The sequence below is a fragment of the Methylobacterium trifolii genome (assembly GCF_022179685.1).
Lineage (GTDB): Bacteria > Pseudomonadota > Alphaproteobacteria > Rhizobiales > Beijerinckiaceae > Methylobacterium > Methylobacterium trifolii.
The window spans coordinates 1-18,966 of record NZ_BPRB01000055.1; the positions used below are offsets into that span (position 1 = coordinate 1).

General features: G+C 70.5%; 17 protein-coding genes. 6 read left to right on the forward strand and 11 right to left on the reverse strand.

Annotated features, from left to right (window positions below; all coding sequences use genetic code 11):
- Positions 1-120 precede the first annotated feature (120 nt).
- On the reverse strand, positions 121-981 hold the full coding sequence (locus COGEMETH_RS04665; protein ID WP_238181442.1) for a transglutaminase-like domain-containing protein: 861 nt from the start codon (positions 979-981) through the stop codon (positions 121-123).
- Between the two features lie 222 nt (positions 982-1,203).
- Here COGEMETH_RS04665 and COGEMETH_RS04670 point away from each other — a divergent pair, with 222 nt between their 5' ends.
- Positions 1,204-2,154, forward strand: a complete 951-nt coding sequence (locus COGEMETH_RS04670; protein WP_238181443.1) for a class I SAM-dependent methyltransferase — start codon at positions 1,204-1,206, stop codon at positions 2,152-2,154.
- Positions 2,155-2,161: 7 nt separating this feature from the next.
- Here COGEMETH_RS04670 and COGEMETH_RS04675 read toward each other — a convergent pair whose 3' ends face one another.
- The 7 genes from COGEMETH_RS04675 to COGEMETH_RS04705 form a co-directional block, all read right to left on the reverse strand.
- Entirely contained in the window at positions 2,162-2,749 is a 588-nt protein-coding gene (locus COGEMETH_RS04675) for a LutC/YkgG family protein (protein ID WP_238181444.1), read from the reverse strand.
- Positions 2,746-4,320: a lactate utilization protein B gene (locus COGEMETH_RS04680; RefSeq protein WP_238181445.1), complete on the reverse strand. Its 1,575-nt coding sequence runs from the start codon at positions 4,318-4,320 to the stop codon at positions 2,746-2,748. Before COGEMETH_RS04680 ends, COGEMETH_RS04675 begins: the two co-directional genes overlap by 4 nt.
- Positions 4,317-5,060: a (Fe-S)-binding protein gene (locus COGEMETH_RS04685; RefSeq protein WP_238181446.1), complete on the reverse strand. Its 744-nt coding sequence runs from the start codon at positions 5,058-5,060 to the stop codon at positions 4,317-4,319. Before COGEMETH_RS04685 ends, COGEMETH_RS04680 begins: the two co-directional genes overlap by 4 nt.
- 18 nt (positions 5,061-5,078) lie before the next feature.
- Positions 5,079-6,104 carry an NADP-dependent oxidoreductase gene (locus COGEMETH_RS04690; RefSeq protein WP_238181447.1) on the reverse strand — a complete coding sequence of 342 codons (1,026 nt, stop codon included), beginning with the start codon at positions 6,102-6,104 and terminating at the stop codon, positions 5,079-5,081.
- Between the two features lie 93 nt (positions 6,105-6,197).
- A complete protein-coding gene (gene poxB / locus COGEMETH_RS04695; RefSeq protein ID WP_238181448.1) occupies positions 6,198-7,931 on the reverse strand; it encodes a ubiquinone-dependent pyruvate dehydrogenase in 1,734 nt (577 codons plus the stop codon).
- 63 nt (positions 7,932-7,994) lie between these two features.
- Positions 7,995-8,594 carry a cysteine hydrolase family protein gene (locus COGEMETH_RS04700; protein WP_238181449.1) on the reverse strand — a complete coding sequence of 200 codons (600 nt, stop codon included), beginning with the start codon at positions 8,592-8,594 and terminating at the stop codon, positions 7,995-7,997.
- A 34-nt stretch (positions 8,595-8,628) separates the two neighbouring features.
- Positions 8,629-10,152: a helicase HerA-like domain-containing protein gene (locus tag COGEMETH_RS04705; protein ID WP_238181450.1), complete on the reverse strand. Its 1,524-nt coding sequence runs from the start codon at positions 10,150-10,152 to the stop codon at positions 8,629-8,631.
- 138 nt (positions 10,153-10,290) lie between these two features.
- Here COGEMETH_RS04705 and COGEMETH_RS04710 point away from each other — a divergent pair, with 138 nt between their 5' ends.
- From COGEMETH_RS04710 to COGEMETH_RS04720, 3 genes are all read left to right on the forward strand, one after another.
- The gene (locus tag COGEMETH_RS04710; protein ID WP_238181451.1) at positions 10,291-10,677 is read left to right on the forward strand and encodes a DUF2267 domain-containing protein; all 387 of its coding nucleotides are present in this window, start codon (positions 10,291-10,293) and stop codon (positions 10,675-10,677) included.
- 197 nt (positions 10,678-10,874) lie between these two features.
- Positions 10,875-11,891 (forward strand): l-ornithine N(alpha)-acyltransferase, encoded by a 1,017-nt coding sequence (olsB, locus tag COGEMETH_RS04715; RefSeq protein WP_238181452.1) that lies wholly within the window; start codon positions 10,875-10,877, stop codon positions 11,889-11,891.
- Positions 11,892-12,058: 167 nt separating this feature from the next.
- Positions 12,059-13,183: an acyltransferase family protein gene (locus tag COGEMETH_RS04720; RefSeq protein ID WP_238181453.1), complete on the forward strand. Its 1,125-nt coding sequence runs from the start codon at positions 12,059-12,061 to the stop codon at positions 13,181-13,183.
- Positions 13,184-13,187: 4 nt separating this feature from the next.
- Here the strand turns inward: COGEMETH_RS04720 and COGEMETH_RS04725 are convergent, their stop codons facing one another.
- The 3 genes from COGEMETH_RS04725 to COGEMETH_RS04735 are packed head-to-tail and all read right to left on the reverse strand — an operon-like array spanning position 13,188 to position 15,915.
- On the reverse strand, positions 13,188-14,051 hold the full coding sequence (locus COGEMETH_RS04725) for an SDR family oxidoreductase (RefSeq protein ID WP_238181454.1): 864 nt from the start codon (positions 14,049-14,051) through the stop codon (positions 13,188-13,190).
- Complete coding sequence (queG, locus tag COGEMETH_RS04730) at positions 14,048-15,193, reverse strand: tRNA epoxyqueuosine(34) reductase QueG (RefSeq protein WP_283214958.1); 1,146 nt, start codon at positions 15,191-15,193, stop codon at positions 14,048-14,050. Before queG ends, COGEMETH_RS04725 begins: the two co-directional genes overlap by 4 nt.
- Positions 15,194-15,222: 29 nt before the next feature.
- On the reverse strand, positions 15,223-15,915 hold the full coding sequence (locus tag COGEMETH_RS04735; protein WP_238181477.1) for a glutathione S-transferase family protein: 693 nt from the start codon (positions 15,913-15,915) through the stop codon (positions 15,223-15,225).
- Positions 15,916-16,160: 245 nt separating this feature from the next.
- Here COGEMETH_RS04735 and COGEMETH_RS04740 point away from each other — a divergent pair, with 245 nt between their 5' ends.
- Positions 16,161-16,964, forward strand: a complete 804-nt coding sequence (locus COGEMETH_RS04740) for an undecaprenyl-diphosphate phosphatase (protein ID WP_238181455.1) — start codon at positions 16,161-16,163, stop codon at positions 16,962-16,964.
- A 104-nt stretch (positions 16,965-17,068) separates the two neighbouring features.
- Entirely contained in the window at positions 17,069-18,937 is a 1,869-nt protein-coding gene (locus COGEMETH_RS04745; RefSeq protein ID WP_238181456.1) for a methylmalonyl-CoA mutase subunit beta, read from the forward strand.
- The last annotated feature ends 29 nt before the right edge of the window (positions 18,938-18,966 follow it).

Genomic DNA, 18,966 nt, shown 5'->3' on the forward strand with positions numbered 1-18,966 from the left:
GCACGGGAGAGGGAGCCGCCCGGCGCTTCGGACGACCTGTCCGGTTCCCCCGCGCGGATGTGTGAATCCGGTAGCCTCTGCGGGAGAGGGAAAGCCGTTGCGTATCACAGTATACGCCGTTCAGGCCGCGCCCGCATGGGGGGCCGGCACCTCCGTCGAGATCGCGTCCACCGTGCGCTGGGGCGGGCTGCCCATGCCGTCCGAGCGGACGATGCGGATCTGCTGGTTGACCGGCTGCATGTTGCCGTAGGGCGTGGAGAAGGCGATCTCGGCCGCGTCCCGGCCGACGCCGATGCGCACGAGCCCGTCGAGGTCGGCCTGCCGCGTGGCGTCGAACAGCCACCAGCGCCCGTCGAGATAGGCCTCGAACACCGCGTGGAAGTCGCTCGGCACGAGGCCGTGGGCGTAGCAGGAGACGAAGCGGGCCGGGATGCCGAGCGCCCGGCAGAAGGCCGTGCCGATATGCGCGAAGTCGCGGCAGACGCCCGCGCGCTTCAGCAGGCTCTCGTCGGCGGTGGTCTCGCCGTCGCTGGTGCCCGGCTTGTAGGTCATGTGGTCGTGAATCCAGTTGCAGATCTGGTTCACGCGGGCGTGGCCCTTGGGCAGGGCGCCGAACTCGGCCTGGGCGAAAGGCGTCAGCCGGTCGGAGGAGACGAAGCGGCTGGGCAGCAGGAAGGGCAGGATGTCGAGGGGCAGCGCCGAGATCGGCGTCTCGTTGATCGTGGCCGGATCGGCGCGGTGCACGGTCAACTCGACCTCGGCGTTGTATTCGAGGGAGAACTGGCCCATCGGCACGTTGACGCCGAGGTAGCGGTTGAGGAGATCGGGCGTCGTGTAGATGTCGCGCTTGAGGTTCGGCGTCAGCACCAGCGACTCGCTGAGGATTTCCAGGCTCCTGAGGCGGGCCACCTCCAGGTTGAAGATGAAGGTCGTGTCCGAGAGGATGTTGTAGGACAAGCTGCAGCCCAGCGTGTAGCGCACCAGTTCTCTCCGTCTTGCCAGAAACCCTGCCGGCGGCCTGCAAGGCCCGCGCCGACTGCCCTGCCGGCCACCGTACCGTCGCTCGGATCGGAGAACGCTGGCCGCGCGGGCCGGTTTCTCGCGGACCCAGGTTCTTTGGCGACACCGCGGCCAATCCGTTTCCGGATCGGGCACGAGGGCGATAGACCGGTCGGACACTCCACGAACCGGGCCCGACCGACCATGCCGCTCGACCTCGTCGTCCCCGTCACTGCGGCGAATTTCGACGAGGCGCGCTATCTCGCCGTCAACGCCGACGCGCGGGCCGCGATCGCCTCCGGCCGCCTCGGTTCGGGCCGGGAGCATTTTTCGCGGTTCGGCGGGCCGGGTGGCCGCCTCATGGCCTATGCGAACCCGGACCTGCCGCGGGCCCGGGCGGACAAGATCACGCGGCTTCAGCCGTTCCTGCGCACCGACATGGCCTGCACCTGGGACGAGGGCCGGGCCGACTTCCTGACGCCGGAGCTGCGCGCAAACGCCCGGATCGCCGCGACCGAGGCGGTCTCATCCAACGGCTACGATCCGACAGCCCTCGACCTGATCGCACGCCATGCCGATGGATTGGTCCTCGATTGCGGGGCCGGCTACCGGTCGACCTATTACGAGAACGTGGTCAACTACGAGATCGTCGCCTATCCCTCGACGGACGTGCTCGGCGTGGGCGAGGCCCTGCCCTTCCGCGACGGCAGCTTCGACGCGGTGCTCTCCATCGCCGTGCTGGAGCACGTCCGCGACCCGTTCGCGTGCGCGGCCGAGATCGCCCGCGTGCTGAAGCCCGGCGGCCGGCTCTATTGCGGCATGCCCTTCCTCCAGCCCTATCACGGCTACCCGCACCACTACTTCAACGCCACGCCCCAGGGCGTGCGCCGGCTGTTCGAGGATCACCTCGTGGTGGAGGACGTGCGGGTCATCGATTCAATGCACCCGGTCTGGGCGCTGCACTGGATTCTCGCGGTCTGGGCGGAGGCGCTCCCGCCCGAGACCCGCAAGGCGTTCCGCAAGATGACGGTGGCCGACCTGATGCGGGCGCCGATGGAGCAGGTGGGCCAGCCCTTCTGCCGGCACCTGCCGCCCGACAAGCAGCTCGAACTCGCCTGCGCCACGGTGCTCACGGCGCACAAGCCCGAGATTTGAGGCCGCCTCAGGCCTGGCGCGGCAGCAGCACGACCGTCAGCGAGCGCACCCCTTGCGCCCCATGGATCAGCACGCCCTCGATGTCGGCGGTCGCCGAGGGGCCGGTGTGGAGCACGGCGTAGGCCGAGCGCCCGAATTCCGGCCGCAGGTAGGCCGCCTGGATGTTGGGCAGGATGTCGGCGGGGTCGAGCAGCACGATCAGGTGCTGGGCGAGGTAGGCCACGGCGTTGACCACCAGTTCGCCTTCCGTGAACAGCACCGAGCCGGTCTCGGCGACGCCGAAGACCGCACGGACCACCGCAACGTCCACGTCGTCCACCTCCTGTGGACGTTGCACCGCGGAGAGGTCGCGGTTGCCGGCCACCTCCGGCACCGCGGAGGCGATCACCGTGGCCGCGTCCAGGCGCTCGCGAACGCCGGCCAGCGGGTCGGGGCCGCCCGAGACGCGGCCGCCCATGCGCTTGAGGCGCTCGCCGAACTCTTCCACCAGATCGTCGCCGACCAGCGGCGTGAAGCGCGGCACCACCGGCAGCGGATGGTCGCCCGCCGGCCGGTTCTGCCGGATCGCCGCGAGCGTCGCCTCGCGGGCGCTCACTTGCCGGCCTCCTTGCCCATGCGGTTCTGCTTGTACCAAGCGTGGAAGCTCTGCTTGGGGGTCTCGGGCATCTCGCGCTTCTTCCCCCAGGTGTTCAGGGGGTTGTAGACGGCAAAGCGCGGCAGGACCTTGAGGGCCGAATCCGCGGTGCCGATGGCCGCCCGGTAGGCCGCCGGGCGGCTGAGCACGGCGCCGGCCGCCTTCATCATCCCCTGCTTCAGGAGCGGGATCTGGTGCTCCTCGGCCAGGACCTTGCGCCAGGCGAAGATCTGCTCGTGGATGTTGATCTTGACCGGGCAGACGTTGGTGCAACTCCCGTTCATGGTCGAGGAGAACGGCAGGGTCGAGTATTTCCGCTTGTTGAAGGTCGGGTCGATGATGAGCCCGATCGGCCCGGAATAGGTGGCGCCGTAGGACAGGCCCCCGGAGCGCCGATAGACCGGGCAGGTGTTCATGCAGGCGCCGCAGCGGATGCATTTGAGCGAGGTCCAGAACTCCTCCATGCCGAGGCGGGCGGAGCGGCCATTGTCCACCAGCACCATGTGCATCTCGGTGCCGGCCCGCGGCCCGCGGAAATGCGAGGTGTACTGGGTGATCGGCGAGCCCAGAGCCGAGCGCGAGAGCAGGCGGATGAACACGCCGAGATGCTCGATCCGCGGGATCAGCTTCTCGATGCCGATGGAGTGGATCTGGAGCTTGGGCACGTTGCCCGAGAGGTCGGCGTTGCCCTCGTTGGTGCAGGTAACGACGGTGCCCGTCTCCGCGATGGCGAAGTTGCAGCCGGTCATGCCGGCATCCGCGTTCAGGATGTAGGGGCGCGTGGTCTCGCGCTGGCTCTCGGCGAGGTAGTGGGCGTCGTCGTTCTCCGGATCGGTGCCGAGCGTCCGGGCGAACACCTCGGCCACGTCCATGCGGGTCTTGTGCACCGCGGGTGCCACGATGTGGCTCGGCTCCTCGTTATCGAGCTGCTGGATGCGCTCGCCCAAGTCGGTCTCGATGATCTCGATGCCGTTGGCCGCCATGTGGTGGCGGAAGCCGCACTCCTCCGTCAGCATCGACTTCGACTTGACGAGCGTCTTCGCTCCGTGATCGCGCAGGATGCCGAGCACGATGCGGTTGTGGTCGGCCCCGTCCGCGGCCCAGTGCACGTGCACGCCGTTGGCCTTGGCCGCCGCCTCGAACTGTTCGAGATAGCGGTCGAGGTTCGACAGCGTGTGCGCCTTGATGCTCGATGCGATCTCGCGCAGTTCCTCCCATTCCGGGATGCCGTGGGCTGCCGTGTCGCGCTTCTTGCGCAGGTCCCACAGGCGCTCGTCGTGGGCGGCCTGATGCAGGGGGGCGGCCAGGAACCGCTCGGCGGCTTCCGCCTGGTCGATCGGCCGGTCGCCGCGGATCTTGGCCCCGCGCGGCTGCTTCTCTCTAACCTTCGGCGCGGCGATCGGCCGGCTCGCGGCCTCGGCGTGCTGGAGGCGCCGGCCGTCCTGGCCGCGCTCGCCCTCGTCGCTCGGCGGTCGGACCTCGGGGTGGATCGTCGGCTCGCCGTCGGTCGGCCGCACGTCTTCGGCGCTCATGCTGCGGCTCCGTTCAGCACCTGGGCGATGTGGAGGTACTTCAGGGGCAGGCCGAGGCGCCCGGCGCAGCCCTTCTGGTGCATCAGGCAGGAGGAATCGGACGAGACCACGTATTCGGCGCCGGCCCGGTTCTGGTCGGCCACCTTGTCGTAGCCCATCTTGGCCGAGACGGCGGGCTCGAACACCGAGAAGGTGCCGCCGAAGCCGCAGCACTCGTCGGGGCGGGCGAGGTCGACGATCTCGATCCCCTTCACCTTGGCGAGCAGGTCGAGCGGCTTGGAGAAGAACGGCGCCACGATCTCGGACGGCCGGGCGTGGTGGATGCCCCGCAACGCGTTGCAATTGCCGTGATAGGCCACCTTGTGCGGGAAGGCGGCCCAGGGAAATTCCTCGATCTTGAGCACGTCGTGCAGGAACTCGACCAGTTCGAAGGTCTTGCTGCGGACGGCCAGCACCTCATCCGTCTGGGGGATCGCGGTGAGGTGCTCGCGCACCTGGTGCACGCAGGAGCCCGAGGGCGCGACCACGTAGTCGAACCCGGAGAAGTTCCTGACGAACAGGGCCTCGGTCGCCGCGGCTTCCGCGTGGCAGCCGGTGTTGGCCATGGGCTGGCCGCAGCAGGTCTGGTCGAAGGGGTATTCCACGTCGAGGCCGAAGCGTTCCAGCAGTTCGAGCGTGGCGATCCCCACCTCCGGCTCGAAGGCGTCGACGTAGCAGGGGACGAACAGTCCGATCCGCATTTTTTATACCTTCCGGCGTCAGGTCCTTGGGGCGTCCGGGCTCACTTCCACCAGGAGCTTGCCGAAATTGCCGCCGGTGTAGAGGCTGTCGAGGTGGGCCACCGCCCGCTCCAGGCCCGGCCGCACGTCCTGCCGGGTCCTGATGCGGCCCTCCGCCATCCAGCCGCCCAGCGCCGAGACGGCCTCGCCCCAACGGTCCGCGAAGTCGGTGACGATGAACCCGCGCACCGTCAGCCGCCGCATCAGGAGCCGTGTCCACGGTGCCGGCACGGTCTGCGCCTGCGTATCGTTGTAGCCCGAGATCAGGCCGCAGAGGGCGACGCGGCCGAACAGCCGCATCCGGCCCATCACCGCCTCCATGACCGGGCCGCCGACCTGCTCGAAATTGATGTCGACGCCCTCCGGCGCCAGGGCGTCGAGGCGGGCGCCGACGTCCTCCCTGCGGTAGTCGATGGCCGCGTCGAAGCCGAGTTCGTCCACGATGAAGCGGCACTTCTCGGGCCCGCCCGCGATGCCGATGACGCGGCAGCCCTTGATCTTGCCGAGCTGCCCGACGACCTGGCCGACCCCGCCGGCAGCCGCCGACACCACAAGGGTCTCGCCGGCCTTGGGCTGCCCGATGTCCAGCAATCCGAAATAGGCGGTCGGCCCGACGAGGCCGAACACGCCGAACGCCACCGAAAGGGGCACGCCGGGGGGCAGGTCCATGCGCGAGAAGTTCTGCCCGCCCGTGACGAGGTGGTCGGCCCAGAGGCCGAAGCCCGAAAAAATCTCGCCCTCCGCCACGCCGGCCTTGCGGCTGCGGACCACGCGGCCGGCCACGAGGCCGCGCATCGGCTCGCCGATCGCCACCGGCGGCATGTACTGCTCCATGTCGCTCATCCAGATCCGGTTGGTCGGATCGAGCGACAGGTAGATCACCTGGAGGAGGAACTGCCCCTCCGCGAGGTCGGGAATGGGCTCGGTGCGCAGGACGAGGTCGCCCTCCGTGACGGAGCCCACGGGGCGGCGCGCGAGTCGCCAGATCTGACGGTCGGAAGCCATGGTCGGCGTCTCGTCTCCCGGAATGCGGATCCGCCCGCGATCGCCTTCTCGGGCCGCCGGTGCCGGCGGTCTGGAACGATTGTAGGGTGAGACCTAGCGGATGAGGTTGGTCTTGGCGAGGTCGAGGACGGAATCGCCGCGGCCGCTCATCACGGCGCGCAGCAGGTACATGCTGAAGCCCTTCACCTGCTGCCCGTCGATCTTGGGCGGGATCGAGAGTTCGTTGCGGGCCACCGACACGTCGAGGAGGGACGGGCCGTCGAAGGCCAGGAACTCCGCTACCGCACCGGGAAGCTCGCCCGGATCGTCCACGCGCCGCGCGAAGATGCCGGCCGCCCGCGACATCGCGGCGAAGTCCGGGTTGTCCAGCGCCACCCCCGTCTCGAGGTAGCCCGCGGCCTTCATCTCCATCTCGACGAAGCCGAGCGTGCCGTTGTTGAACACGACGACCTTCAGAGGCAGGCGGTGCTGGCGCAGCGTCAGGAAGTCGCCCATCAGCATCGCGAAGCCGCCGTCGCCGCAGAGGGCGATCACCTGCCGGTCGCGCTCGGCCGCCTGCACGCCGATGCCCTGGACCATCGCGTTCGCCATCGAGCCGTGCACCCAGGAGCCGAGCAGCCGGCGCTTGCCGTTCATCTTCAGGTAGCGCGCCGCCCAGATCGTCGGCGTGCCCACGTCGGCGGTGAAGACCGCATCCTCCGCGGCCGCCTCGCTCAGGAGCTTGGTCAGGTATTGCGGGTGGATCGGCCTGCGGCCGGGCTTGCCCACCGCCAGCTCGTCCAGGTCCTCGCGGGCCTTGGCGTAGTGCTTGAGGGAGGCGTCCAACCAGGCGCGCTCTGCCTTGACCGTGAGCTTGGGCAGCAGCGCCCGGAGGGTGGCGCCGACATCGCCCACGAGGCCGAGGTCGAGCTTGCAACGCCTCCCGAGTTCGCCGGGCCGGATGTCGACCTGCGCCACCTTGGCCTTCTCCGGGTAAAACTGCTTGTACGGGAATCCGGTGCCCAGCATCAGCAAGGTCTCGCAGCCGTGCATGGCGGCGTAGCCGGAGGAGAAGCCGATCAGCCCGGTCATGCCCACGTCGTAGGGGTTGTCGTACTCGACGTGCTCCTTGCCGCCGAGCGCGTGCACGATCGGGCTCTTGAGGGTCTCGGCCAGGTTCAGCAGGTCCGCATGCGCCCCGGCGCAGCCGCGGCCGCACAGGAGCGCGATCTTCTTCGACGCGTTGAGGAGGTCGGCCAGGGCATCGAGTTCCGCGTCCGCAGGCCGGACGATGGGCTTTGCCGGGATCAGGCCGGCCTTGGGGCCGACCGCGCGCTTGGGGGCCTCCTTCAGGGCCACGTCGCCGGGGATCACGACGACGGCCACGCCCCCCTGCCCCACCGCGGCGCGGATCGCGTTCTCCAGCACGTAGGGAAGCTGGGACGGGTCGGAGACCAGTTCGCAGTAATGGCTGCACCCGCGAAACAGCTCGGTCGGACTGGTCTCCTGGAAGTAGCCGGAGCCGATCTCGGCCGATGGGATGTGGGCGGCGATCGCCAGCACCGGGGTGCGGCTGCGGTGGCAATCGTAGAGGCCGTTGATGAGGTGCAGGTTGCCGGGGCCGCAGGAGCCGGCGCAGACGGCGAGCTCCCCGCTGATCTGCGCCTCGGCGCCGGCCGCGAAGGCGGCGCTCTCCTCGTGGCGGGTGTGGACCCATTCGATCGTGCCGCGGGCCCGGATCGCCTCGGTGATGGCGTTGAGGCTGTCGCCGACGACCCCGAAGATGCGCCGGACGCCGGCCTCCTGCAGGGTTTCGACGAAGAGGTCGGCGACGTTGACGATCCGCATGCTCGGCTCCCGTGTTGGGAGCCGAACTTGGTGCAATGCCGCAATGTTCCGGGGTGGAGCCGCTCAGGCCGGGATGTCGGCTTCCCGTCCGGCCACCACCGCGAACAGGTCGGCGAGCGCCGCGAGGCTCGCGGCCTGGAGCTGGGCGGCCGGAACCACGGAGCCGTCCGGGGCGGGCAGAGCGCGGGTGGCGGTGGCCGCGGCCACCACGGTCGGGCGGAAGCCCAGGCTGAAGGCGGAACGCGCCGTCGAGTTCACGCACATATGCGTCATGAAGCCGGCCAGGATCAGGTCGGTGACGCCGGCAGCCTTCAGCCGGTCCTCCAGGTCGGTGCCGACGAAGGCGCTCGGGTAGTTCTTGGTGACGACCGCCTCCTCGCCCTGCGGGGCGACCGCGTCGCTGATCTGTCCGATCGGCGCGGTGAGGTCGTAGGGCGAGCCCGGCCCGGCATCGTGCCTGATATGGATGACCGGGATGCCCGCCTCCCGCGCCCGCGCCAGCAGGGCCGCGGCCTCCGCGATGGCCGGCTCGACGCCGTCGAGGCGCATCACGCCCTCGCGGTAGGTGTTCTGCAGGTCGATCATCAGCAGGGCCGAGCCCGTCAGCCCGGCCGGCTCCGGGCTGAGGCCGGACAGGCCGCGCAGGGTCTTGAGGTCGCTCATGGGCGTGTCTCGCTCGTTGCCGTGGATCGGTGCCTCAGCGCTTCATCAATCCGCCGAGCACGTTGCGCAGGATCGCGTTGCCGACCTGGGTGCCGACGCTGCGCGCCATCGAGCGGGCGGCGTTGGACACCACCTGTTCCGCCAGGCTCTTGGGCGGCCGCCGGCCGCCCTTGCCCTGGGGGGCGGGGCTCCCGAACACGCTGCCCATGATGCCCCCGAGGAGGCCGCCGAGACCGCCGCCGGAGGCCTGCGCGGCCTCGGCCGGGGCGGCGTCGAGGTTCTTGCGCTTGGCGAGCATCTCGTAGGCGCTCTCGTTGTCGACCGCCTCGTCGTACTTGCCGCGCAGGGGGCTCTTGGCGATCAGGTCGGCGCGCTCGGCCGGCGTCAGGGGGCCGACGCGGCCCTGCGGCGGGGCGATCAACGCCCGCTCCACGATCGAGGGCGTGCCCTTCGGCTCCAGGAAGCTGACCAGGGCCTCGCCCACCGCCAGCTCCGTGATCGCGGAGGCCACGTCGAAGCCGGGGTTCTGGCGGAAGGTCTCGGCCGCCGCCTTCACCGCGCGCTGGTCGCGGGGAGTGAAGGCGCGCAGCGCGTGCTGCACCCGGTTGCCGAGCTGGCCCAGGACCGTCTCCGGCACGTCGAGCGGGTTCTGGGTGACGAAGTAGACGCCCACCCCCTTCGAGCGGATCAGGCGCACCACCTGCTCCACGGCGTCGAGTAGCGCCTTGGGCGCGTCGTTGAACAGCAGGTGCGCCTCGTCGAAGAAGAACACCAGCTTGGGCTTGTCGAGGTCGCCCACCTCGGGCAACTGCTCGAACAGCTCCGAGAGCATCCAGAGCAGGAACGAAGCGTAGAGCCGCGGCTTCTGCATCAGCTTGTCGGCGGCCAGGATGTTGACGATGCCGCGCCCGTCCCGGTCCGTCTTCATGAAGTCGTTGAGGTCGAGTGCCGGCTCGCCGAAGAAGGCGTCGGCCTTCTGGTTCTCCAGCATCAGCAGCTGCCGCTGGATGGCGCCGACCGAGGCGGCCGAGACGTTGCCGTACTTGCCCGAGATCTCCTTCAGGTTCTCCGTGCAGAAGGCCAGGAGCGCGCGCAGGTCCTTGAGGTCGATGACCGGCCACTGGTTCTCGTCGGCCACCCGGAAGGCGATGTTGAGCACGCCCTCCTGCGTGTCGTTGAGTTCGAGGAGGCGGGCCAGCAGCAGCGGGCCCATCTCGGTCACGGTGCAGCGGATCGGGTGGCCCTGCTCGCCGAACAGGTCCCAGAACACGGTCGGGAAGCGGTCGGGCTCGTAGGCGATACCGAGCTCTTCCGCGCGCTTGACGAAGACGGGCTTGGACTCGCCGGCCGCGGCCAGCCCCGAGAGGTCGCCCTTGATGTCGGCGGCGAAGACCGGGACGCCGGCATTCGAGAACCCCTCGGCCATGACCTGGAGCGTCACGGTCTTGCCGGTGCCGGTGGCGCCCGCCACCAGTCCGTGCCGGTTGGCGAGCCTGAGGGCCAGGACCTCGGGCTTCGTGCCGCTCTTGCCGACCAGGATCGTGCCGCCGTCCGCCATCGAATCCGTCCCGTGCCGTTGCCTGGGGCGGTTATGCCGGGCCGTCACTGCGTTTGCCAGACGCTGGTCCGCCGACGCTTGATTTCCTCCGGCCCAGGCCCGAAGGACGGCGGGAAAATTCTCGGAGAGTTTTTGGCCATGGAAGAACTGATCGCCCGCGTGACCAACCGGACCGGACTCGACGCCGCCACGGCGCAGACCGCGATCGGGCATATCCTGGCCTTCCTCCAGAAGGAGGGGCCGGCCACCGAAGTGAGCCGGCTGATGGCCGCGCTTCCCGGCTCGGAGGCCCTGGTCGCCCAGTCGAACGAGGGCGAGGGCGGCGGCGGGCTGATGGGCATGCTCGGCGGCATGATGGGCGGCGGCGTGATGGGGCTCGGCCAGAAGCTGATGTCGGCCGGCGTGCCGATGGGCCAGATGCAGCCGCTGGGCCAGGAACTCTTCGCCTACGGCCGCGAGACGGCCGGCGAGGACACGATGGGACCCATCGTCGGCGCGATCCCCGGCCTCAACCAGTTCGTCTGAGCCGACCAGCCTTCGTGTCCCGGCTACCGATCCCGCATCGGTGACCGGGACCGGCGGCGTCCCGCCAAGCCGTTGATCGGGAACGGGTTCGGCTGTCATAAAAGCGTGCGCGCTTCGTGGTTCTGTCCCGGCTCAGGGCACGGAGCCGGCCATCCCGCGGGGATGGGCTCCGCGGGGCCTGGGGTCGGGCATCGACGATGGTCGCGAATCTGTTCGGGCGGGGCGCATCCGCAGCCTGGGCCAGCGGCTGGGAATGGGGCGTGAACGCCCCCATCGCCAAGCTGAAGCGGAAATCGGCCGAGGCCGGCCTGCCGGGATTCGGCGGCCGAAACCTCGTCCCCCCCGGCGCGACGCCGATCCGCTTCGCCGAGCGCCTGACGGCGCCCGAGCCCGCTCTCGGGCCGAGCCTCGGCCGCATGGGCTCGCTCGAAGTCCGCCTCGCCACGAAGAAAGCCGAGGTGCGCCGCGCCCAGCGCCTGCGCTACCGCGTGTTCTACGAGGAGATGTCGGCGATCCCCACCGGCATGGCGATGCTGTCCCGGCGCGACGTGGATGCCTACGACCCGATCTGCGACCACCTCCTCGTCATCGACCATGCGGCCACCGGCGGAAAACCCTTCCCCAAGCCGCGCCCGAAGGTGGTGGGCACCTACCGGCTCCTGCGCGGCGAGGCGGCCGAGCGGAACTTCGGCTTCTATTCGGCGGGCGAGTACGACATCGCGGCGCTGCTCGCCGCCCATCCGGGCAAGCGTCTGCTCGAACTCGGCCGCTCCTGCGTGCTGAAGCCCTACCGTACCAAGCGCACGGTCGAACTGCTCTGGCACGGCATCTCGGCCTACGTCGCCCATCACCGGATCGACGCCCTGTTCGGCTGCGCCAGCCTGGAGGGCACGGACCCCGACCGCCTCGCCCTCCCCTTGAGCTTCCTGCACCACCATGCCCGCGCGCCCGATGCCTGGTGCGCCCGCGCCCTGCCGGGGCGGCGCGTCGCCATGGACCGGCTGGCGCGCGAGGCGATCGACGCCAAGGCCGCCCTCCAGGCCCTGCCGCCCCTCATCAAGGGCTACCTCCGGGTCGGCGCCACCTTCGGCGACGGGGCGGTGGTCGATCACCAGTTCGGCACCACCGACGTGTTCGTGGTCCTGCCCATGGAGGCGATCAGCGCGCGCTACCTCGGCCATTTCGCCCCTGCCGCGAACCGCCGCGCCGCCTGATTCTTTTGGGACTTTTGGGCGTGGCGGCCCGGTGATGGTCGCAACAGGCACGCGGCCTCGCCGCCAGGAGCAAAAAACCGTCGCGTTGCCGCCCCAATGCTCTGGCAGCGGGGCGGTGTCAGGCCGGAATGCCCCTCGCCTGCCACCCGGTTCCAGGAGGCGGCGCGATGCGCGGCTACCGCTACGAGGCCCTCGACGGCGTGCGCGCGCTCGCGGCGCAGGTCGTGCTCGTGAGCCACGGCCTCGGCATGGCGTTCTTCCCCGTCCACTCGCCCGGCTCCGCTGCGGCCGAATGGTTCGGGCGGCTCGCCGTCATGGCGTTCTTCTCGCTTTCCGGCTTCGTCATCGCCACGAGCCTCGGCCGGCTGATAGCCTCCGAGGGCAGCCGGTTCGCGGTGCCCTACGCGGTGCACCGTATCGCCCGGATCTGGCCGCCCCTGGTGCTGGCCATCCTGGTCACCTTCGGGATCGGCTGGCTCGGCCAGAACGGCCTGCCGCTGCTCACCAAGACCGGCGACCCCTACCGCCTCGACCTCGTCGCCTTCCTGCGCGGCATCACCCTCACCTTCGCGCCGGGGGATGCCACCTTCGTCATCGACCGGGCCCTGTGGTCCCTGCGGCAGGAGGTCTACCTCTACGCGGTCGCCGCCTTCGCGGCCCTGGCGCTGGCCGGGCGCGGACCCTGGCGGTTCATCGGCGGCGCCATGGCGCTGACCCTCGTCGCGGTCACGGCCGAGCGCTTCTTCTACCTGCAATCCCTGGCCCTGTTCTGCGCAGGCGCCGCCGCGGCCCATTTCGGCGCGGACGCGCGCCTCCTGCGGATCGCCGGGTCTCGCTGGATCGCCCCCGCGACACTGATGCTGCTCGCCCTGCCGCTCGCCTTCGTCGGCGCGCCAGGCTTCATCGACGCCATGAGCGAGAGCCGGCTCTTCCTCGGCTACCAAGCAGTGCTCGGCCTGCCGGTGGCCGTCTGCCTGCTCGGCCTCGCCACGGGGGACGGCGCCGCCGGCCGCCTGTTCGCCCGCTCCGCCTTCGCGGCGTCCTTCTCCTACACCCTGTACGTCATCCACGTGCCGGTGATGACGCTGGTCTTCTCGCTGCGCGCCCATCTGAACCTCGCCCCCGGTCTCGCGGGCACGGTGGCGACCCTCCTGGCGGCGCTGGCGGTGGCCGAGATCGTGTCCTACGCCGCCGCCCTCGTGGTCGAGCGCCCGCGCGTCTTCCGGAAGCTGCTGTTCCGGCTGCTCACCGCGACGGGCGTCGCGCGGCCCGCACTGGCGCCGACCGCCTGAAGCGTCAGGCGTCGTCCTTCAGGGCGGCGAGCCCTTCGCGATAGGTCGGATAGGCGAGGTCGACGCCGAGTTCCTCGCGGATCAGTCGGTTCCGCACCCGCTTGTTCTCGCCGTAGAAGCTGCGCGCCATCGGGCTCAAGTCGGCCGTCTCGAAGTCGACGGCCGGCGGCAGGGGCAGGCCGGCGAGCGCCGCTGCGTGTTCCGTGACCACCTGCGGCGGGGCCGGTTCGTCGTCGGTGACGTTGTAGACCGCCCCCGCCCGCGGGCGCTCGAGGGAGGCGGCCAGGGTCGTGGCGATGTCGTCCACGTGGATGCGGTTGAAGACCTGGTCGGCCTTGACGATGCGCTGGGCCTTGCCCTCGCGCAGCTTGACGAAGGGGTTGCGCCCCGGGCCGTAGATGCCGGAGAGACGGAACACCTGCACGGGCTTGCCGGCGATGGTGCCGAGCGCCAGCCAGGCGTCCTCGACGGTCAGGCGTGCCAGCGACCGCTCGCTCCTGGGCAATGCGGGCGTGTCCTCGTCGGTCCAGGCCCCCTGCCGGTCGCCGTAGACGCCGATGGTCGAGAGATAGCCGATCCAGCCGATCCGGCTGTTGGCGATCGCCTCGCCGAAGCGCCGCAGCACCGGGTCGCCCGCCCGGTCGGGGGGGATCGAGACCAGGAGCACGTCGGTGTCGGACAGGTCGGCCGGGATCTGCGGGTCGTCCGCCTCCGGGCCGAAGGCGCGCATCGTGAGGCCGGTCTCGGCCTCGATCGCGCGGGCCTTGTCCGCATCCGTCACCGTGGCGCGGATCGTGGAGAAGCGGGCGCGTTCGCGCTCGGCGAAGCGCCGGGCCGTGAAACCGAGGCCGAAGACGAAGAGGTTCATGGCCCTGCTGTCTCCGCTGCGGCCGGATCGGTCAAGTCGAGCACGGCCCGCCATTCCGCCCCGACCATGGGATCGGTCTCGTCCGCACCGTGCCGTTCGTACAGGGCCCGGCAGGCGGCATGGTCCAGAAGTTCCCCGCAGGCCCAGACCGCCATGCCGCGCACGATTCCCGCCCGGTCGGTCAGGCAGTCCTCGGCCGCCGCCGCCAGCGCCGGGTCGCCCGAGTTGCCGATGGCGATGAGGACGTTGCGCAGGAAGCGGTCGCGGCCGGTGCGCTTGACCGGCGTTCCGGCAAAGCGCCGGCGGAAGGCCGCATCGTCGAGGGTCGCGAGCTCCGCCAGCGGCGGCGCCGCGAGGTCGTCACGTGCGGCGAGCCGCGCGTCGGCGGCCTCTGTCGCGAACTTGTTCCAGGGGCAGACCGCGAGGCAGTCATCGCAGCCGAAGATCCGGTTGCCGATGGCCTTGCGGAATTCCGGCGCGATCGGGCCGGCATGCTCGATGGTGAGGTAGGAGATGCAGCGCCGCGCATCCAGCAGGTAGGGCGCCGGAAACGCCTGCGTCGGGCAGACGTCGAGGCAGGCCCGGCAGGAGCCGCAGCGATCCGTGCCGGCCTCGTCCGGTGCGAAATCCGCGCTGGTGTAGATCGCCCCGAGCAGCAGCCAGTTGCCGTGGCCGCGGGAGATCAGAACCGTGTGCTTGCCCTGCCAGCCGAGGCCGGCGGCCTCGGCCAGCGGCTTCTCCATCACCGGGGCGGTGTCGCAGAACACCTTCACGCGCACGTCGCCCTTGGCGGAGAGGTAGCCGCCGAGTTCCTTCAGCTTGCCCTTCAGGACCTCGTGATAGTCCCGCCTTTGGGCGTAGGCCGCGATTACCCCCCGGTCCCGCCGCTCCAGCAGGGCGAGGGGATCGGTGTCGGGGCGATAGCTCATGGCGACCATCACCACGCTGCGCACCGCAGGCCAAAGGATGTCCGGGCGGGCGCGCTGGTCGGCGCGCTCCGCCATCCAGGCCATCTCGCCATGCGCACCTTCCCCCAGCCAGGCGCCGAGGCGCGCGGGCAGGTCCGGCACGGCTTCGGGGCTGGCGATGCGCAGGTCGCAGAAGCCGAGATGGCGGGCGCGGGCCTCGAGGAGGCGGCGCAGGTCGGGCCCGGAATGGGTCCGGCGGGCGGTCAGAAATCCAGGTCCGCGTAATGGGCGGCCGGCGGCATGCCCGCCACCCGGTCCGCCAGGAGGCTGCGGAACGAGGGGCGCGACTTCACCCGCGCGTACCAGTCCCGCGCGATCTCGTCCTCGTCCCATGGCACGTCGCCGAGATAGTCCACGCAGGAGATGTGGGCCGCGGCCGCCAGATCCGCATAGGTCAGGTGGTCGCCCGCGATCCAGCGACGCCGGCTGATCAGGTAGCCGATGTACTTGAGATGGTAGCGCACGTTGGTGCGTGCGGCGCGGATGGCGTTCATGTCGGGCGGGCCGCCGCCCTCGGCGCCGGTCATGAAGCGCTTCGAGATCTTCTCGGTGACGAGGTAGCCCGTCACCTCGGCATCGAACTTCACCAGGAACCAGTCCAGCAGCCGGCGCACCTCGACCCGCTCGACGGTGTTCTCCGGCATGATCCGCCGGCCGCTGAGGCCGAGCCCCCGCGTCTCGTCGAGATACTCGGCGATGACGCCGGCGCCGGGCACCACGAGGCCCCCCTGTTCCAGCAGCACGGGGGTCGTGCCCGCCGGGTTGATCAGCAGGAAGTCGTCGCGCCGGTCCCAGGGCCGTTCCTCGATGAGGACGGGCTCCATGCCCATCTCCGCCAGGACGAGGCGGATGAAGCGGGAGTTGGCGCAGAAGGGGAAGTGATAGAGCGTCGCCATCGATGCCGTGGTGAGGCGGGTGGGGGTGCCGGCGGGACGCACCGCACGAAAAACCGAGCCCGCAAGCCCGAGCGCGGGATTGAGGGATATTGCTCGATCGTTGCCGCCCCCTTAACACGCGCGGCAGGGCACGGTAACCGCCCGTCAACCCTGATCGGCCAAGTCTGCGGCCGGGTGCTGCATTGCACCCAGGAACGCCCGTTCGGCCCGCGGCCGGCACCCAATCGCGCGAGGCGGATACGATGATGGATGCGATGAGCATCGCGAAGGCGGTCGTGCTCGCGGTGGTCGAAGGCGCCACCGAGTTCATCCCGGTCTCCTCGACGGGGCACCAGCTCCTGGTCGGGCACTTCATCGGCTTCCACTCGCCCAACAACACCTTCGAGGTGCTGATCCAGCTGGGCGCGATCCTGGCGATCCTCGCCGTCTACTTCCGCCGGCTGCTGGGCATCACCCTGGCGCTCCCGAACAACCCGCAGGCCCGGCGCTTCGTACTCGGCGTGCTCATCGCCTTCCTGCCGGCGGCGATCGTCGGCGGCATCTTCTCGAAGACGATCAAGGCCTACCTGTTCAACCCCTGGATCGTCTGCGCCACCCTGGTGGCCGGCGGCCTCGTGCTCCTCGTCCTCGACGACACGGAGCTGGAGGTGAAGAAGACCGACGTCTACGACTTCACCCTGCCGATGGACCTCAAGATCGGCCTGTTCCAGTGCCTGGCGATGATCCCCGGCGTCTCGCGCTCGGGCGCCACCATCGTCGGCGCGATGCTGATGGGGGCCGACAAGCGCTCGGCCACGGAGTTCTCGTTCTACCTCGCCATGCCGACCATGGCCGGCGCCTTCGCCAAGGACCTGCTCGACAACTACAAGAACCTCAACGGCGACGATGTCGGCCTGATCCTGATCGGCTTCGTGGTCGCCTTCGTCTCGGCGCTGGTCGTGGTGCGCACCGTCCTCGACTACGTCTCCCGCCACGGCTTCTGGCTGTTCGCGTGGTGGCGCATCATCGTCGGCTCACTGGGTTTCGCCGGCCTGATCATCCTGGGTTGAAGCGAGGGTCCGTGATTGCCTCGCCCGCGGGGGCATGCGAGGCAGGCGGCAGACCTGGGCACCGCACAAGAGGACGGTGCCCGCCTGACCACAGGGCCTTCGCGATGGAAGACAGACCGCTCGCCGACCTCTTCGAGCCCGCCACACGCGAGCGCTGGCTCGGGCTCGTCGAGGGCGTGCTGAAGGGGGGCGACTACGAGAAGCGCCTCGTGGCCCGCAGCGCCGACGGCATCCGGATCGAGCCCCTCTACGAGGCCGCCGAGCCGGTCGCCCAGCCGGTGCGGGCGGCAGGCCCCTGGCGGGTGTCGCAGCGGGTCGACCACCCGGAGATCGTGGCCGCCAACCGGCAGGCCCTGTTCGACCTCGAAGGCGGGGCCGACGCCCTCACCCTCGTCTTCGCCGGTGCGGCTTCCGCCCGCGGCTACGGCCTGACGGCCAGGACCGTGGAGGAACTCGACGCCGCCCTCCAGGGCGTGATGCTGCCGCTGATCGGGCTGCGGCTCGATGCCGGCGCACAGGGTCTGGAAGCGGCGGCCCTCCTCAAGGAACTGGCCGCGCGGCGCGGGGAGGATCTCTCGGCCTGCGACATCGACCTCGGCATCGACCCGGTCGGGACGCTTGCGGCCACCGGCAGCCTCGGCGCGGTCTGGAGCGAGATCGCCCCCCGCCTCGGCCAGACCTTGCACGACTTCGACGCGGCCGGCTTCACCGGCCGGGCCTTGCTCGCCGACGGGCGGCCCTATCACGAGGCCGGAGCCGGGGAGGCTGCCGAGATCGGGGCGGTGCTCGCCACCGCGGTCGCCTACCTGCGTGCCCTGGAGGCCGCCGGTCACGACCTCGCCCGCGCCCGCGACGCGATCGGCCTGCTGCTGGTGGCGGATGCCGACGAGTTCCTGACCATCGCCAAGTTCCGCGCCATGCGCCGGCTCTGGGCTCGCATCGAGCAGGCCTGCGGCCTCGACCCGAAGCCACTGCGCCTGCATGCCGAGACGGCGTGGCGGATGATGACCCGGCGCGACCCCTTCGTGAACATCCTGCGCGCCAGCATGGCGGCCACCGGCGCCGGCCTCGGGGGCGCGGATGCGATCACCGCCCTGCCCTACACCCAGGCGCTGGGGCTGCCCGACGCCTTCGCGCGGCGCGTCGCCCGCAACAGCCAGATCATGCTGATCGAGGAATCGAACCTCGCCCGCGTCGCCGACCCGGCGGCCGGCGCCGGCGGCTTCGAGGCGCTGACGACCCAGATCGCGGAAGCCGGCTGGGAGGCGTTCCAGGCGATCGAGGCGGAAGGCGGCATCGTCGCCTCCCTCAGCGTCGGCAAGCTGCAGCGGCGCATCGAGGCGACCCGCGAGACCCGTGCCCGCAACGTGGCGACCCGGCGCGAGGCCCTGACAGGGGCGACCGAGTTCCCGTTCCTCGCCGAGAAGCCGGTGACGGTGCTCGACGTGCCTGCGGTGACGGCCGGCCCGACGACCAACTTCGGCACCGGCTCGGCGGTGGCCTGCGACGCCCTGCCCTCGCAGCGCCTCGCCGAGCCCTACGAGGCCCTGCGCGACGCCTCCGACGCGATCCTCGCCAAGGCCGGCCGGCGCCCGGCGGTGTTCCTGGCCAATCTCGGCGCGGTGGCGCAGTTCAACGCGCGGGCGACGTTTGCGGCCAACGCCTTCGCCGCCGGCGGCATCGAGGCGCTGTCCAACGACGGCTTCTCCGATCCCCGAGCCCTCGCCGAGGCGTTCGAGGCCTCGGGCGCGGCGATTGCCTGCATCTGCGGCTCGGATGCGACCTATTCGGAGCAGGCCGTCCCAGCCGCGCAGGCGCTGGCGGAGGCGGGCGCCGGCACGATCTACCTCGCGGGCAAGCCGACCGACCTCGCCGAGCCCCTGAAGCAGGCCGGCGTGCACGGATTCCTGCATGCGGGCTGCGATCTGCTGGCGCTGCTCAACGAGGCCCTGCGCCGCGCGGCCCGGACCTGAGGGCCCGATCGATCCCGCACCGCAACCGA

Coding starts and splice junctions, on each gene's coding strand:
- COGEMETH_RS04670 (WP_238181443.1), top strand. CDS start 1,204: ATGCCGCTCGACCTCGTCGTCCCCGTCACTGCGGCGAATTTCGACGAG.
- COGEMETH_RS04680 (WP_238181445.1), bottom strand. CDS start 4,320: ATGAGCGCCGAAGACGTGCGGCCGACCGACGGCGAGCCGACGATCCAC.
- COGEMETH_RS04685 (WP_238181446.1), bottom strand. CDS start 5,060: ATGCGGATCGGACTGTTCGTCCCCTGCTACGTCGACGCCTTCGAGCCG.
- COGEMETH_RS04690 (WP_238181447.1), bottom strand. CDS start 6,104: ATGGCTTCCGACCGTCAGATCTGGCGACTCGCGCGCCGCCCCGTGGGC.
- poxB (WP_238181448.1), bottom strand. CDS start 7,931: ATGCGGATCGTCAACGTCGCCGACCTCTTCGTCGAAACCCTGCAGGAG.
- COGEMETH_RS04700 (WP_238181449.1), bottom strand. CDS start 8,594: ATGAGCGACCTCAAGACCCTGCGCGGCCTGTCCGGCCTCAGCCCGGAG.
- COGEMETH_RS04705 (WP_238181450.1), bottom strand. CDS start 10,152: ATGGCGGACGGCGGCACGATCCTGGTCGGCAAGAGCGGCACGAAGCCC.
- COGEMETH_RS04710 (WP_238181451.1), top strand. CDS start 10,291: ATGGAAGAACTGATCGCCCGCGTGACCAACCGGACCGGACTCGACGCC.
- olsB (WP_238181452.1), top strand. CDS start 10,875: ATGGTCGCGAATCTGTTCGGGCGGGGCGCATCCGCAGCCTGGGCCAGC.
- COGEMETH_RS04720 (WP_238181453.1), top strand. CDS start 12,059: ATGCGCGGCTACCGCTACGAGGCCCTCGACGGCGTGCGCGCGCTCGCG.
- COGEMETH_RS04725 (WP_238181454.1), bottom strand. CDS start 14,051: ATGAACCTCTTCGTCTTCGGCCTCGGTTTCACGGCCCGGCGCTTCGCC.
- COGEMETH_RS04735 (WP_238181477.1), bottom strand. CDS start 15,915: ATGGCGACGCTCTATCACTTCCCCTTCTGCGCCAACTCCCGCTTCATC.
- COGEMETH_RS04740 (WP_238181455.1), top strand. CDS start 16,161: ATGGATGCGATGAGCATCGCGAAGGCGGTCGTGCTCGCGGTGGTCGAA.
- COGEMETH_RS04745 (WP_238181456.1), top strand. CDS start 17,069: ATGGAAGACAGACCGCTCGCCGACCTCTTCGAGCCCGCCACACGCGAG.